Raw genomic sequence first — 14,472 nt, 5'->3', positions numbered from 1 at the left:
GCGGGGCGCTCTCAGGGCAGCGCCTGCTCCGCCCAGATGATCTTGCCGGTGGGGGTGTAGCGGGTGCCCCAGCGCTCGGCGAGCTGGGCGACGAGGAACAGGCCGCGTCCGCCCTCGTCGGTGGTCGCCGCGTACCGCAGGTGCGGTGAGGTCGTGCTGCTGTCGGACACCTCGCAGATCAAGGCCCGGTCGCGCAGCAGCCGCACGCCGATGGGCCCACGGCCGTACCGGATGGCGTTGGTGACCAGCTCGCTCAGGATCAACTCTATGGTGAACTCAAGGTCTTCCAGGCCCCACTCCGCCAACTGCCGGGTCACCGCAGCCCGCACCTCGGAGACGGCCGCCGGTTCGGACGGCACCTGCCACCCGGCGACCCGGTCGGCGCCGAGGGTCCGGGTGCGGGCGACGATCAGTGCGACGTCGTCGCTCGGCCGGGCCGGCAGCCGGTCGAGTACCGCCCGGCAGGTGTCCTCGGGCGAGCCCCCGGCCCGTTTCAGGGCGGTGCGCAGCAGATCCAGGCCCTCGTCGATGTCCCGGTCGCGGTCCTCGACCAGCCCGTCCGTGTACAGGACGAGCCGGCTGCCCTCCGCCAGCTCCAGCTCGGCCGCCTCGAACGGCAGCCCGCCCAGGCCCAGCGGAGGCCCGGCGGGCACCTCCGGGAACTCCACGCCGCCGTCGGGACCGACCACGGCGGGCGGGGGGTGACCGGCCCGGGCGACGGTGCAGCGGCGGGCGACCGGATCGTAGACCGCGTACAGGCAGGTCGCGCCGATGACCACCGCGGCGCCGTCCGCGGGCGTCTCGTCCTGGTCGATGCGGACCACCAACTCGTCCAGCAGGGACAGGAGTTCGTCGGGCGGCAGATCGAGCGCGGAGAAGTTGTGCACCGCCGTGCGCAGCCGCCCCATGGTGGCCGCCGCGTGCAGCCCGTGCCCCACCACGTCCCCCACGACCAGCGCCACCCGGGCCCCGGACAGCGGCAGCACGTCGAACCAGTCACCGCCGACGCCGGCCTGCGCGGGCAGGTAGCGGTAGGCGATCTCCAGGGCGCTCTGCTCGGGCAGGCTGCGGGGCAGCAGGCTGCGCTGGAGGGTGACCGCCATGGTGTGCTCGCGGGTGTAGCGGCGCGCGTTGTCGATGGACACCGCCGCCCGGGCGACGAGTTCCTCGGCGAGCGCCAGCTCCTCGGTGTCGAACGGAGCGGGCTTCTCCGAGCGCCAGAAGTTCGCCAAGCCCAGCACCAGGCTGCCCGCGCGCAGCGGCACCGTGATCAGCGAGTGGATGCCGTACTCCACGACCTGCTCGGCGCGCTCGTAGTCCTGCGCCAGCCAGCCCGGGGCCTCGCGCAGCCGCGGTTCCACCACCGACTGGCCGGTGGCGAGACTGCGGGCCTGGGGGGAGGTGGCCACGAACCGGATGCGCTCGCCCACCGGGTACAGCGGGGCGTCCTTGCGGATGCCGCTGCAGGCCGTGCGGCGCAGGGCGGTCCCGGGCTGCGGCTCCGACCCCTCGAGCACGGCGTCGAACAGGTCCACGGTGGCGAAGTCCGCGAACCGGGGCACGGCCAGCTCCGCCAGCTCCTGGGCGGTGCGGGTCACGTCCAGGCTGGTGCCGATGCCGACACCGGCGTCGTACAGCATGTTGAGGCGTTCGCGCGCCACCTCCGCCCGGCCCGACAGGGCGCGCAGCTCCGTGGAGTCGCGCAGCGTGGTCACGCTGCCGGGCGGGCCGCCCCTCAGGTCGGTCGGCCGCTGGTTGATCGCCAGGAGCCGGTCCTTGACCAGGTGCACCTCGTCGGTGGCGACCCGGCCGGAGGCCAGCAGTCCGGCGGTGTCGTCGTCGAGGCCGAGTTCCAGCACGTGGCGTCGCTCGGCTTCCTCGGGCAGGTCCAGGAGGCGGTGCGCCTCGTCGTTGGCGAGCAGCAGCCGCCCTTCGCCGCTGACGATGAGCACGCCCTCCCGGACGGCGTGCAGTACCGCGTCGTGGTGCTCGTACATCCGGGTCATCTCGTACGGGCCCAGGCCGTGCGTCTGCCGCAGCAGGCGTCTGCTCACCAAGGCCGTCCCGCCGAGGGCCAGCGCGAGTGCCGCCGCGGCGGCGGCCAGCAGGAGCGGCAACTGCTGTTCGGCGGCGCCGCCCACGTGCGCGGTGGTGATGCCGGACGACACCAGGCCCACGACGGTGCCGTCGGGCGCCCTGACCGGGACCACGACCTGCACCAGCGGGCCGATCGTGCCGTTGATGTGCTCGGTCACGGTGCCCCCCGCCAGCGCGGGCGCGATCGTGCCGACGAACTTCTTGCCGATGCGGTCGGGCTTGGGGTGGGTGTAGCGGATCCCGTCGGTGTTCATCACGACGATGAAGTCGACCCCGCTGGCCTTGCGGGCGGCCTCGGCCCTCGGCTGGAGCACGGCCGTCGGGTCCGGACCGCGCAGGGCCGCCACCGTGCCCGGGGCGTGGGCGAACGTCTCCGCGACGGCGAGGGAGCGGTTCTCGGCCTCCAGGTCGCTGTCGTGCCGTACCTGGAGCACCTGTGCCACCACGGCCGCGACGACCAGCAGCAGCACGATCACCACTTGCAGCATGAAGACCTGTCCGGCGACGCTGCGTCCGCCCAGCGTCGACCGCAGCCCGCCGGCCCGTGTGCGGCGCGGCCCGGTTCCGTCCGGCCGCGGTGGACGCGCTGCCTGCGGATCCCCGGACCGACGGACCGGCCGCATCGCGGTCCGGCCCAACAGTCGGACCATGTGCCCATGTCTACACTGCCCGGCCTCCGGTGGCGAGGGGCGGCTCATGAGGTGACTGCCCGTGATCCCCCCGGGTGCGCCGGGATCACCGGGGGCCCCCGGGAGTCGTACGGCGGGTGGCCAGCAGCAGGGCCACGTCGTCGGGGCGGTCGGTGGCGTGGCGGGCCGTCGCGGTGAGGCGGTCGGCGACGCCGGACAGGGAGCGGCCGCCCCGCCGCCCGGCTGCGGCCCCGGCCCGGGCGAGGGCGACGCGCAGTGCGCCGATACCGGCGTCGATGTCGGTGCCGGGCCGCTCGACGAGCCCGTCCGTGTACAGGGCGAGGATCGCGCCGGGCTCCAGGTTCAGCTCCGCCACCGGGTACTGCGCGCGCGGGTCCACCCCCAGGACGACACCGCCGGGGAGGTCCAGGACGCGGGTGCGCCCGTCGGGGGAGCGCAGCAGCGGCGGCGGATGGCCGGCCCGGGCGACCCGGGCCAGACCGGTGGCGGGGTCCAGCCGGAGGTAGCAGCAACTGGCGAACTGCCCGGGATCGAGGTCGATGAGCAGATGGTTCGTGCCGCTCATGACCTCGTCGGGCGGACGGTCGCCCAGCGCGAAGGCCCGCACCGCGCTGCGCAGCTGCCCCATGGTCGCCGCCGCCTGCACCCCGTGCCCCTGTACGTCCCCGATGACCAGCGCCAGACCGTCCCCGGCCTCGACGACGTCGTACCAGTCCCCGCCGACGTCCATGCCCTGCGTGCCGGGCAGATAGCGGCCGGCGGTCTCCACCTGCGGGTGCGCCGACAGCCGCCGGGGCAGCAGCGCCTGCTGTAGGCCCCGGGCCAGCGCCGCCTCGGAGTCGTAGCGCTGCGCCTTCTCCATGGCGTGGGCGATCAGTCCGGCGAGCGCGGTGAGGACCGTACGTTCCTCCGTGCTGAAGCCGCGGGGGCGCTCGAAGCCGAGGATGCAGGAGCCGACCGGGCGTCCCGAGGAGATCAGCGGCAGGAAGGCGCGGGCTCCCTCCGTGGCGTCCAGGGGGATGCCCGGGTAGGCGGCGTTCAGCTGCTGCATGGACTCGAAGAAGATCGGCCGGCCCGTGGTGAGCGTCTCGACTCCGGGCAGGCGGGCGTCGAGGCCGACGCCCTCGAAGGGGGCGAGGAAGCCGTGCGGGAAGCCGGTCTCCCAGGCCAGGTACAGGTGCCGTTCCTGCAACAGGTAGATCGCCAGGCGCCGGCCGCCGAACGCGGGCAGCAGCTCCCGCATGACGACCTCCGACACCTGGCGGGCGGTGACCGCGTCGGTCAGCGCGATGGCGAGGGCGATGGGCCGGTACAGCGGCGCCAGCGAGGGACCGTCGGGCACGTCGCCCGGAGCCGGCTCGGCGGGTCGCAGGTCGAGGTGGGTGGCCATGGGCGTGTCCATCCGGCTCGCCGGGACGACGGTGCAGGTGAGCGTGTCCGGCCCGGCATGGAGGGACACCGCCAGCCAGTCGCCCTCACTGTCGTCCCCCGGCGGGCGCCGGACGTGGAAGTGCACCGGCTCGGGGGACAGCAGGGCACCGCGGAGATGATCCTCGTACGGAGGCCGGCTCAGCCACGGCAGGGCGTCCCCGAAGAGACGCCCGAGCAGCCGGGTGCGCTCCTGGCCCAGCAGGCGGGCCGCGGCCGTGTTGGCGTACACGATCACGCCCAGCCGGTCCAGGCAGAACACGCCGTGCGGCAGCGGGTCGGCCGCCGCGTCGGCGGACGCGGCGGGGCCGGGATCGAGGACCAGGCCCCGTACCAGCAACGCGTCGGCCGGGCCCGCCGGGGGCCACAGCTCCAGCAGCCTCGGGGTACCGTCGCCCGCCCGGACGTGCAGCGGCAGCGGCGGCGGTCTGCCGGCGGCCGTGTCGGCGAGCGCCTCCATGATCTGGTGGGCGTCGGCCGGGGCCAGGGCCTCCGCGAGTGCTTCCCCCCTTCCGGTGAACTCCCCGGGCAGTACGCCGAGCAGGTCGTGGAGCCGGCCGTCCGCGGTCACCGCGGAGGTGACCGGGTCCCAGGTGAACCGCCCGACGGGCCAGGGGATGGAACGTGCCGCGGGCGGGCGCACGCACAGCGGCTCCCCGTCCCAGACGACGGCGCTCTCGTCCTCGCCCGCGAGGCCGCGCAGGCCGGCGCCCAGATCCTCGGCCAGTTGGACGAGCCGATCGGCGTCGGGCAGCTCGTCCGCCGAATCCGTGTCCGCCGGCCACAGCACGGTCAGTACGCCGAAGGGCGACGACGCACCCGGCACGGGCACGTAGACCGACCCGAACTGGAACGGCAGACCGGCCGCGAACTGCGGATACCGGCGGACCATGTGCGTGGCGTTCGGCAGCAGCACCTGAACGCCGAGCCGGTAGGCGTCGGCGACCGGGAAGGGCCGGTCCACGTGCAGCCGCCACCAGGGCCGGAACAGCGGGCCGGGCAGCCCCACCAGCACCGCCAGCCGCAGCAGCCCGGGCGTGCCGGAGCGCAGGTAGACGCCCGCCACGCGCCCGTCGGCCGTGGCGAGCGCCCGCGTGGAGGCGTCGACGAGCAGCCGGGCCAGCCGTCCGCGGGCCCGGCCTGCGTGCTCCCCGCTCCCAGTCATCGGGGCCCCTGCCTCGTCCGTGCGCCGCCGGGTGGGTGACACAGCAAGAATGCGCCACAACGGCCGAGAACCGCACCTGGGCGGAGAAGAAGGGCTGCGACGTGCTGGACCCTGCGGCTGGCGGGATGACCGTCTCACCCTCCGCGCGTCAGCCGGCCGGCCGGCTTCCCACGGCCCGGAGGACCAACCGCCCCTCCTCCCGCCCGGCCACCATGGCGAACGCGCACGTGTCCACCTCGAGGCACAGCCCCACGTCCTCGGGGTGGACGCCCGCCCAGCCGCGCCGGACCCCGTCGGCCAGGCGGGCGGCGGCGTCGGAGTGACGGGCGCGGGCGACGTACGGGGCGGGGTCGATAGTGTCGGAGGTGGCGCGGGCCGCGATGTACTGGGCGCAGGCCAGGTCCTCCTGGGCCGCGCCGTCGTCGCCGGTGATGACGAAGGTGACCGCCGCCGGCCGCTCGCGTCGCAGGAGCCGTGCCGTCGCACCGGCCACGGCGAAGCTCGCGCACAGCAGGAGCCGGGCGTCGGCGACCGCCAGGGCGCCCACGGTTCCGGCGGTGGTCTTCTGCACGACGGTGCGGCCCGCCACGTCGAGCGAACGGAGCCGGGCGGGCGAGTTGGCCAGGTCGAACCCGGGTGTCGGAGCGCCGTCCTGGAAGGCGAGCCAGCCGGGGTGACGGGCCTTCAGATCCAGGGCCTCTTCCGCGGTCTCGGTGAACACGATTTTCTCCGCGCCGAGCCGTAACGCTCCGGCGGCCACGGTGAACGCGCGCATCACGTCGATGACGACGGCGGCTCCGGGCGTCACGGACAGACCGGAGACTCCGGTGAACGTCGGCTGCATTCCACCATGATGAGGGACGGGGTGCCCGGGTCGGCCTGCGCGTCAGGATCCGGCCCCGTCGGGCGGCAGTGTCCGGGCGCGCATGCTGCGCAGTGCGAGAAGCAGCACGCCGATGTCGTCGAGGTACACCGGGTCGGGCAGCAGGTCGGTCGGCAGGACCAGATAGAGGACGGCGCCCCAGAACACCCAGCGCGACCCGGTGGGGAGGCCGGCCCGGCGCAGGGTCCGCCGGGCGCGTACCAGTCGTACGAGCAGAACGAGGGCCGCGACCAGCAGCGCCGCCGCGATGACGGCGGCGACCACGAGCAGGGTGGTGGTCCCCTCCATGGGGCCTCCTCCTCGGCACCTCGGGCAGGTCGGTTCCTCTTCGCTTTCCCCGTACCGTCCGCTCTACCGCCTCTCCGGACGGGTTACGACGGCCGGTCCGTCCCGCCCGCCTCCGCCTCACCGGTGTCGCCGGCGTCCCGCGCGGCGGTGGAGGCGGGTGCCGGGCGGAGAGCCTTGGCGGACACCTTGAGGCGTTCGAAGGTCCGGGTCAGCTGCTGCAACGGGGACGGCGACGGCGCGGCGGGCCGCTCGGCGGGCGGGGCGGGCGCGTCGCGGTAGGCGGCCAGCGCCTCGTTGGCGCGCTCGGCGGCCTCCCGGTAGAGGTCGCGGGACCTCGTCATGGCCTCGAGCGCCTCGGCGTACATGGCGACGAGTTCGCGCTGCCGGGCCAGCTCCTCCTCGAGGGTCAGCAGCGTCCACTTCTCCCGCAGGCCGGTCAGCGCCTGCTCCGCGCCCTCGGGGAGCGGCCGTGGCAGGGTGGTGAAGCGGCGCAGTACGTCGATGAGTTCGGCCGGTTCCGAGCCGTCCAGGAAGACGCTGCGTACGGCGTGGTCCCGGGCGTCGTGATCCGGCGGGGCCGGGTGCGGCGGGAGGACCACTGCTCCGCCGCGCGGCACCTCGACGCCGAGGTCCTTCAGGGCGTAGTTGACGGCGCGCAGCTGGTGCGGGGCGGCCCGGTGCTCCACGACCCGGTGCCGCAGCCCCGGCGGCAGCAGCCGCGCCAGCGGCAGCTTCCCGAGGGCGTCCGGTGTCATCGCCTCGTGCACGACGACGTTGACGCACCAGGACTCGCGCGCCGCGTCCCGCAGAACGCGCCGCATGACCTTGTCGTCGGCGGGCAGCGGGTTGACGTGCCTCAGGCGCAGCTCCGGCACCGCGTCATGGTGGTCCCAGGCGGTCTCCTCGTCGTCCGGCCAGAACATCGTGGCGGGCGACGGCCACGCGTCGTCCCACGGGCGCTCCGCCTCCGCGACGAGACGCCACTTCCTGCCGTCCTCCCGGCCCTGCGGAGGCAGAAGCGTCAGGCGGGCACGCACCGTCACCCCGCCGGCGACCCGCCAGCGTGCCTCGAAGACCCGCCCGGGCGTGTCCTCGGGGTCCGGCGGTTCGGCGAAGTCGTCGAGGACCTCGTCCACCTTCAGCCGGCGCAGGTTGCGGCGGAGGACGTCCTCGGCGGTGGGGGCACCGTTGTGGCGGCCGCGCGCCAGCCACACGGTGCGAGGGGTCGTGGCGCGGTCGGTGGCGGAGTTCGACATGAGCCAATCTGCGGAGGGGGACGGCGTGCGTCCCCCCAGTATCGCTGTCGGTGATCGCGACACGTCAGGCGGGGGCGCGTCGCGCCCGGGGCGCGCGGTGCGCGTACGGGGTGTGCGCGGCGCACCGCGGCTTGTGGCCGTTCACCCATGCCGCTCATCTGTCCCGAGCACGACAATGGGGCGCGGACGGGGCCCGCCCGCCATCCGCTCAGGGGCGGACCCCGTCCGCTCAGCGGCAGCCCGCCCGGGCCGTCGTCGTGTCCCCCACCGCCATGGACCTCGGCCGGCGGGGAAACCGTCTGACAGGGACGCTACGACAACGGCGGGCCTGCGGCGCCCCGCCGTTCTCCGCGCGGTCGCCCTCGCCGCCGCGGCGTGCGGTGGGGGTCACGGCGACGGGCGTGCGCTCGGGGCCCCGACGAGCGGGCCCGCGGCCGATCAGCTGGTCGTGACCACCGACAACGGGCTGCGGTTGCGCCCCGCCGAAGCCGACCGGGTCGGTGTCGACCGGCGCGTCGACGGCCACTGGTCCCACCACGGCGACACCTGGGTCCTGCGACCTGTCCTGTCCGGCACACGGTGACCGGGCGGGACGGTGCCCCCGCGTGCCCGAGGTGGCCGTCCAGGCGGGTACGGCCGTCACCGTCTCGGCCCGCAACGCCGGCATCGACGCGGGGGGGTGTCCGGCGCGCTGGACCTGACGACCGTCAACGGCTGTGTGACGGTGACCCGTTCCGGACGGGACGGGGCCGCCGTACGGCTCGTGACCCGCGACGGCTCGGTGCGGGCGGAGGCGCTCAGCGCGACGCGGCTGCGGGCCGGATCGGTCAACGGCGATGTGGACCTCGACTGCGCCACCGCGCCGGCCGGGTCACGGCGGCCACCGCCAACGGCCCGGTCCGGGTCACGGTGCCGCACGACGCCCCCGCCTGCCGGGTCACGGCCACCACCGCCCACGGCCGCCCGTCGGTCACGATCCCCACCGCGCCGCGCCCGCGGCCGACGGCCACCGCATGACGCTCGCCACCGTCAACGGCGACGTCACCGCCGGACAGCCGGAGTCAGTGCGGGAAGGCCCGGGGCGGACGCTGCCGGGGCAGTTCGTCGCGGAACCGCTCGATGACCGAGCTGATCTGCCGCATCAGCGCCGTGCCCTCCAGCCGGTCGAGGTAGAGGTTGCGGCGGGCCAGACCGGGCACGTCCACGCAGAAGTACAGCGACATCAGGGGGTTGACGAACAGCTCGCTGTTCCTGGTCCGTTCGGTGAACCGCACGTCCCCGAAGTCACCGCGCACGGCGGCGGCGACGGATCCGTTGACGATGCTGGGATGGCTCGCGGTGCGCCGCCGGGCGTGCTCCACCGCGTCGAGGTAGAGGGCCCCCTCGCGGCTCTCCCGCGGCAGCGAGAACGCCCCGAGATACGCGCCGTCGCGCTCCAGTGCGGCCAGGTTCTCCAGGACCAGCGAGTGGTTGACGCCGTGATAGGCGTCCACGCCGAAGCCGAGGCAGGCCACCAGCCGGCGCGGCACCTCCTCCAGCCCGTTGACGGCGGCCAGGCTGGCCATGTCCTCCTCCGGGGTGCCCAGCCCGTGCTCGTCGCCGCGCATCAGGATGTCGGTGCCGCCGTCCACCAGCACGACCGCGTCCACCCCGCCCAGGTGGGCGAGGAGACCGCGGTAGGCGGCCCGCAGCGGCTCGACGCCCGTACGGGGGAAGGCGTACACGGTCGAGGGCAGGCCCTGTCCCTCGAGCCACTCGGCGAGCGTGCGCTCGGGGAAGTAGTCACCGCGCAGCGTGGTGTCCGGCCGTACGGCGGCCACGTCCGGCTCGACCCAGGCGTCCAGGCCGAGGCCGTACAGGTCGGAGAAGGACAGACTGGCCAGATGTACCTCCGCCCCGGCCGCGCGCAGCGCGAGCGCCAGGGGCAGACCGGCGTAGACGTCGAAGCCGCCGCCCGCACCGGCGACGAGCACCCGCCGCGCGTCGCGCAGGCGGGTGAAGAAGGCGGGTTCACGGAGGGAGAACACCGCAGGACGCTAACAGACCACCTGCCGCGGCCCGTTGGGGTATCGCGACGAGACCGGCGAGCACGGCGAGACCGGCGGGGTTCCGCCCGGCGGCGGGGGACCGACCGCGGGAAGGGGCCGGTGTCTCGGCACCGGCCCCCTCGACGAACTCACCGCGCGGGGAGACGTTCCCCGGGACTCACGCCCCGCTCTCCCGCAGCATGTCCTCGCGCTCGACGATCTTCACGCGCTCCCGGCCCTGCGGCTCGCCCAGCGCCTTCTCGGCGGCGTCCAGGCGGTACCAGCCCTCCCAGGTGGTGAAGCGGACGTTCCGCTCGGCGAGGAACGCGTCCACGGCCTCCGGCGCGGGGGCGGCGGGCGTGTGCAGACGGCCGCTCGCGTAGTCGTCCAGGAGGTTGGCCACCGTCTCGTTGGCGTCACCCTTGGTGTGGCCGATCAGGCCCACCGGGCCGCGCCGGATCCAGCCGGTGACGTACGTGGACTGCAGGTGCGCGCCGGACTCCTCGATGACCCGGCCGCCCTCGTCCGGGACCGTGCCCGACTCGATGTCCCAGGGCAGCTTGGGCAGCTTCTCCGACAGGTAGCCGACGGCGCGGTAGACCGCGGTGACGTCCCAGTCCTTGAACTCGCCGGTGCCCTTGACGTTGCCGGTGCCGTCGAGGGCGGTGCGCTCGGTGCGCAGGCCGACGACCTTGCCGTCCTCGCCGAGGATCTCGGCCGGCGACTCGAAGAAGTGCAGGAACAGCTTGTGCGGGCGGTCGCCGGCGTCCCGGATCGCCCAGTTCTCCAGCGTCTTGGCGACCATGTCGGCCTGCTTGTTGCCGCGCCGGGTCTCGATCGAGCCCTCGTCGTAGTCGATGTCCTCGGGGTCGACGACGACCTCGATGTTGGGGGAGTGGTCGAGCTCCCGCAGCTCCATCGGGCTGAACTTCGCCTGGGCGGGGCCGCGGCGGCCGAAGACGTGGATCTCCAGCGCCTTGTTGGCCTTCAGGCCCTCGTACACGTTCGGCGGGATCTCGGTCGGCAGCAGCTCGTCCGCCGTCTTGGCCAGGATCCGGGCCACGTCCAGCGCGACGTTGCCGACGCCGAGCACGGCGACCTTCTCGGCCTCCAGCGGCCAGGTGCGCGGCACGTCCGGGTGGCCGTCGTACCAGGACACGAAGTCGGCGGCGCCGTAGGAGCCGTCGAGGTCGATGCCGGGTATCGGCAGGTCGCGGTCGGCCGTGGCGCCGGTCGAGAAGATCACGGCATCGTAGAAGGCGCGCAGGTCGTCGAGGCTGATGTCCGTCGGGTAGCCGACGTTGCCGAACAGGCGGATCTGCGGCTTGTCGAGCACCTGGTGCAGGGCCGTGATGATGCCCTTGATGCGCGGGTGGTCGGGGGCCACGCCGTAGCGGATCAGGCCGAACGGGGCGGGCATCCGCTCGAAGAGGTCGATGGACACGCCGGGCTCGGCCGCCACCTCGGACTTGAGCAGGGCGTCGGCGGCGTAGATCCCGGCCGGGCCGGCTCCGACGATGGCTACCCGCAGCGGGCGCGGCATGATCTGATTCCCTTCGAGCGATGACAGGCGACTCGATCGGGAGCCTAAACTAAGGCAGTCCTAACTTAGTACGCGGGTCCGTTCTATGAGCTCATAAGCCGAACTTATGGGTGGGTGGCGGATGGGGGAGCACGGGGCGACGGCCGTCCTGGCGACCGGCGGCAGCGGGTTCGTCGGCAGCCATCTGGTGCGGCGGCTGCTGGAGCGCGGCTACCGGGTGCACACCACCGTGCGCCGGATCGCGTACCTGGCGAAGGTGCGGCCCCTGCGGGAGATGCAGGAGGCCTTCCCGGGGCAACTGACCCTGTTCGAGGCCGACTTGCTGCGGGAGGGCTCCTTCGACGAGGCGGCGCGCGGCTGCTCGGTCGTCTTCCACGTGGCCTCGCCGTTCCTCATGCCGGAGAAGATCAAGGACGGCCGCCGGGACGTGGTCGACCCTGCCGTGCTCGGCACCCGCAACGTGCTGGCGGCGGTGGAGCGCACGCCGTCCGTACACACCCTGGTCTTCACCTCCACGGTGGGCGCGATCTTCGGCGATAAGCCGACGTGCTCGCCATGGAGGGCCAGGTGCTGTCGGAGAAGTACTTCAACACCACCAGCACCGTGGAGAACAACCCCTACCACTACGCGAAGACCGTCGCGGAACGCATCGCTCGGGAGGCCGGACCGGCCCAGGACCGCTGGCGCATGGTGTCCGTCAACCCAGGCCTGACCCTGGGCCCCTCACTCACCCGGCGTCCGAGTCCGGCAGCCTGTTCCTGCTCGACGAGCTGTTCAAGGGCTACTTCTGCTACGGCGCCCCGGACTTCGGCTTCACGACGGCGGACGTCCGGGACGTTCGCCGACGCGCACATCGCGGCGGCGGAGAACCCGACGGCCAAGGGCCGCTACATCGTCGCGGCCGAGACGATGACCTCCTTCCACGAGATGTCCCGGATCATCCGCACCCGCCACCCGCGTGACCTCCGCCTCCCGCGCACCGCGCTCCCGCACTGGCCGATACGTGTCCTGGGCCCCGCCTTCGGGCTCACCCAGGACTACGTCCGCAAGCACCTCGGCATCCGCTTCCGCGTGGACAACAGCCGGAGCGTGCGCGAACTGGGCCTCCCCTACCGCCCGGTCGAGGAGACCCTGCTGGACCACTACGAGAGCCGGCGTGCCCGGCGGAGGTCTCACGCGGGCCGTATCACCCGGTGAATGGCCGTCTCTCCGGCGCCGTAGACCGACTCCTCGCGTATGTACGCGCCCTGGCCCGGTGCGTGGACCATCATGCCGCTGCCGACGTAGAGACCGACGTGGTTGTCGTCGTCGAAGAAGAACACCAGATCCCCGGCCTGGGCCTCGCTCAGCGCGACCGGCGTGCCCGCGCCCGCCTGCTCCCGCGCGGCACGCGGCAGCGTGACCCCGGCGGCCTTCCACGCGGCCTGGGTCAGGCTGGAGCAGTCGTAGGAGTCCGGCCCGGTCGCCCCCCAGACACACGGCTTGCCCATCTGCGCCCGGGCGAAGGCCACCGCCTTCATGCCCTTTCCGCCGTACGCCGGCTCCGTGGCGGGGGAGGGGACGGCGAAGGAACCGGTGTCGGCCGGGGCGGGGGAGCCGGCGATACCGGCTCTGGCGTAGGACGGGGTGCCGGTGAGGGCGCCGGCCTGGGCGAGGGATCCGGTGTCGGTCAAGGCGCCGGTACCGGTGAAGGATCCGGTGTCGCTCAGGGGGCCGGCGCCGACGAAGGACCCGGTGTCGCCGAGGAGGGCGGCAGCGGCGAAGGTTCCGGTGCCGGTCACGGGGGTCGCCCCCGAGGGAGCCGCCGCGCCCGGGAACGGGTCCACACCGACGGCTGCCCCGGCACCGGGGGGCATGCCCGCGCCGGTCGCCATACCGACGCCGGGCATTGCGCCTGCCCCGGTCATGGCGCCTGCCCCGGCCATCACGCCGGTGGCGGCGAGTGTGCCGGTGCCGGTGAGTGTGTCCGTGCCGATGGGTGTGCCCGCGTTGGGGATTGTGCCCATTCCGGCGATCGCGCCGGTAGTGGTCGTGGTGCCCGTCCCGGTCATGGCGCCTGCCCCGGCCATCACGCCGGTGGCGGCGAGTGTGCCGGTGCCGGTGAGTGTGTCCATGCCGATGGGCCTGCCCGGGCTGGGGATTGTGCCCATTCCGGCGATCGCGCCGGTCGCGGTCATCGCATCCGCGCTGGGGCTCGCGACCACCCCGGTCATGGCGCCCGCCCCAGCTGCCGCGCCGGGCGCGGAAAGTGCGCCGGTGTCGGTGAGCGCGTCCGTCCCCGTACTCGGGCCCGGGCTGGGGATCGTGCCCGCCCCGGCCATCGCCCCCGTGCCATCCCCCGCGGCGACCGCGGTTCCCGCCGCTGACATGCCCGCGCTGAGGCCGGCCCACTGCTGGCGCAGCCACTCCTGTTCCGCCGGCTGGAGGGTCTGGTCGGCGTCGCCACGCCATGTGTCCTGGGCCGGGCGCGGGGGCTCGATCGCGGCGAGGGCGGCGGGCGGGGCCTGCCGCATGGTCTGGCGGGACAGCAGTTCACGGGCAGCGGCGAGCTTCCGCTGGTTCTGCCCCTTCGACACCGCGGGCGAGGACCGCCGCGGCGCGGCCGCGGGCAGGGCCAGGGGCGTCTCCCGCCGCGGCTCCGGCGCGGAGGGCAGCGCGGCGACGGGCCCGGCGGTCAGCTCCGCCACTGGGCGGCCGGTCAGTTCGGGCAGGGCGCGGCCGGTCAGTTCCGGCACGGCACGCCCGCCCGTCTGCCCGGAAGTCCCGGCGGTCAGCTCCGGCAGGGGGCGCCCGGCCGGCGCTTCCAGCGCACCGGCGGTCAGGCCGCGACCCAAGAGCTCCTCCGGGACCTTGGGGCGGCGCTCGGCCGGGCGCCGCGGTGTCCGGTCGGCGGGGAGTACGGCGGGCACTGACGGACCCAGCTTGGCGCGTGCCCCGTCCATCCACTGCCGGGCGACACTGTCCAGAGAGGGATCGGCGCCCCGGTCCGACCGGCGAAGACGCACCCCACGGCCGCGCGTGCCCCCTGACAGCGCACGGGTGGCGTTGTAGTTCCCGGTGGCGTTCTCGGCCTGGTCGTAGAGGGTGTCGATTCGCTGCCGAACCTCGTCGCGGCTTTCGCGCGCCATGGGGGAC

The 14,472-nt window shown here is 74.2% G+C and carries 9 protein-coding genes and 1 pseudogene; 2 read left to right on the top strand and 8 right to left on the bottom strand.

Annotation, left to right across the window (positions count from 1 at the left end; translation table 11 throughout):
- Positions 1-11 precede the first annotated feature (11 nt).
- The 5 genes from ACIBBH_RS05160 to ACIBBH_RS05140 all read right to left on the bottom strand — a co-directional run bounded on the left by ACIBBH_RS05160 (position 12) and on the right by ACIBBH_RS05140 (position 7,767).
- A complete protein-coding gene (locus tag ACIBBH_RS05160) occupies positions 12-2,585 on the bottom strand; it encodes a SpoIIE family protein phosphatase (protein WP_399402067.1) in 2,574 nt (857 codons plus the stop codon).
- A 247-nt stretch (positions 2,586-2,832) separates the two neighbouring features.
- Complete coding sequence (locus tag ACIBBH_RS05155; protein ID WP_399402065.1) at positions 2,833-5,340, bottom strand: SpoIIE family protein phosphatase; 2,508 nt, start codon at positions 5,338-5,340, stop codon at positions 2,833-2,835.
- Between the two features lie 148 nt (positions 5,341-5,488).
- A complete protein-coding gene (locus ACIBBH_RS05150; protein ID WP_399402063.1) occupies positions 5,489-6,184 on the bottom strand; it encodes a 2-phosphosulfolactate phosphatase in 696 nt (231 codons plus the stop codon).
- Positions 6,185-6,226: 42 nt separating this feature from the next.
- Positions 6,227-6,511 (bottom strand): YkvA family protein, encoded by a 285-nt coding sequence (locus ACIBBH_RS05145; RefSeq protein ID WP_399402061.1) that lies wholly within the window; start codon positions 6,509-6,511, stop codon positions 6,227-6,229.
- A gap of 83 nt (positions 6,512-6,594) precedes the next feature.
- On the bottom strand, positions 6,595-7,767 hold the full coding sequence (locus tag ACIBBH_RS05140) for a hypothetical protein (RefSeq protein ID WP_399402059.1): 1,173 nt from the start codon (positions 7,765-7,767) through the stop codon (positions 6,595-6,597).
- 448 nt (positions 7,768-8,215) lie between these two features.
- Between ACIBBH_RS05140 and ACIBBH_RS05135 the strand changes: the two genes are divergently transcribed.
- Positions 8,216-8,350: a hypothetical protein gene (locus ACIBBH_RS05135; RefSeq protein ID WP_399402057.1), complete on the top strand. Its 135-nt coding sequence runs from the start codon at positions 8,216-8,218 to the stop codon at positions 8,348-8,350.
- Between the two features lie 478 nt (positions 8,351-8,828).
- On the opposite strand, the gene ACIBBH_RS05130 is transcribed toward ACIBBH_RS05135, so the two are convergent.
- Both ACIBBH_RS05130 and ACIBBH_RS05125 read right to left on the bottom strand, forming a co-directional pair.
- Complete coding sequence (locus ACIBBH_RS05130; protein ID WP_399402055.1) at positions 8,829-9,794, bottom strand: DUF1152 domain-containing protein; 966 nt, start codon at positions 9,792-9,794, stop codon at positions 8,829-8,831.
- Between the two features lie 178 nt (positions 9,795-9,972).
- A complete protein-coding gene (locus ACIBBH_RS05125; RefSeq protein ID WP_399402053.1) occupies positions 9,973-11,337 on the bottom strand; it encodes an FAD-dependent oxidoreductase in 1,365 nt (454 codons plus the stop codon).
- A gap of 121 nt (positions 11,338-11,458) precedes the next feature.
- Here ACIBBH_RS05125 and ACIBBH_RS05120 point away from each other — a divergent pair.
- Positions 11,459-12,534 (top strand): annotated as a pseudogene (locus tag ACIBBH_RS05120) (NAD-dependent epimerase/dehydratase family protein).
- Here ACIBBH_RS05120 and ACIBBH_RS05115 read toward each other — a convergent pair.
- A complete protein-coding gene (locus ACIBBH_RS05115) occupies positions 12,510-14,465 on the bottom strand; it encodes an NlpC/P60 family protein (RefSeq protein ID WP_399402051.1) in 1,956 nt (651 codons plus the stop codon). The pseudogene ACIBBH_RS05120 and the gene ACIBBH_RS05115 sit on opposite strands and share 25 nt — an antisense overlap.
- Positions 14,466-14,472: the final 7 nt, after the last annotated feature.

This window comes from Streptomyces sp. NPDC051636, assembly GCF_044453765.1.
GTDB lineage: Bacteria > Actinomycetota > Actinomycetes > Streptomycetales > Streptomycetaceae > Streptomyces.
The sequence above is the reverse complement of the archived record's forward strand: the minus strand, read 5'-3'. Positions and strand labels throughout refer to the sequence as shown.

What these genes read in the sequence shown, in the direction of transcription:
- ACIBBH_RS05160 (WP_399402067.1), bottom strand. Translation starts at nt 2,585, where the DNA reads ATGCTGCAAGTGGTGATCGTGCTGCTGCTGGTCGTCGCGGCCGTGGTG.
- ACIBBH_RS05155 (WP_399402065.1), bottom strand. Translation starts at nt 5,340, where the DNA reads ATGACTGGGAGCGGGGAGCACGCAGGCCGGGCCCGCGGACGGCTGGCC.
- ACIBBH_RS05150 (WP_399402063.1), bottom strand. Translation starts at nt 6,184, where the DNA reads ATGCAGCCGACGTTCACCGGAGTCTCCGGTCTGTCCGTGACGCCCGGA.
- ACIBBH_RS05145 (WP_399402061.1), bottom strand. Translation starts at nt 6,511, where the DNA reads ATGGAGGGGACCACCACCCTGCTCGTGGTCGCCGCCGTCATCGCGGCG.
- ACIBBH_RS05140 (WP_399402059.1), bottom strand. Translation starts at nt 7,767, where the DNA reads ATGTCGAACTCCGCCACCGACCGCGCCACGACCCCTCGCACCGTGTGG.
- ACIBBH_RS05125 (WP_399402053.1), bottom strand. Translation starts at nt 11,337, where the DNA reads ATGCCGCGCCCGCTGCGGGTAGCCATCGTCGGAGCCGGCCCGGCCGGG.
- ACIBBH_RS05115 (WP_399402051.1), bottom strand. Translation starts at nt 14,465, where the DNA reads ATGGCGCGCGAAAGCCGCGACGAGGTTCGGCAGCGAATCGACACCCTC.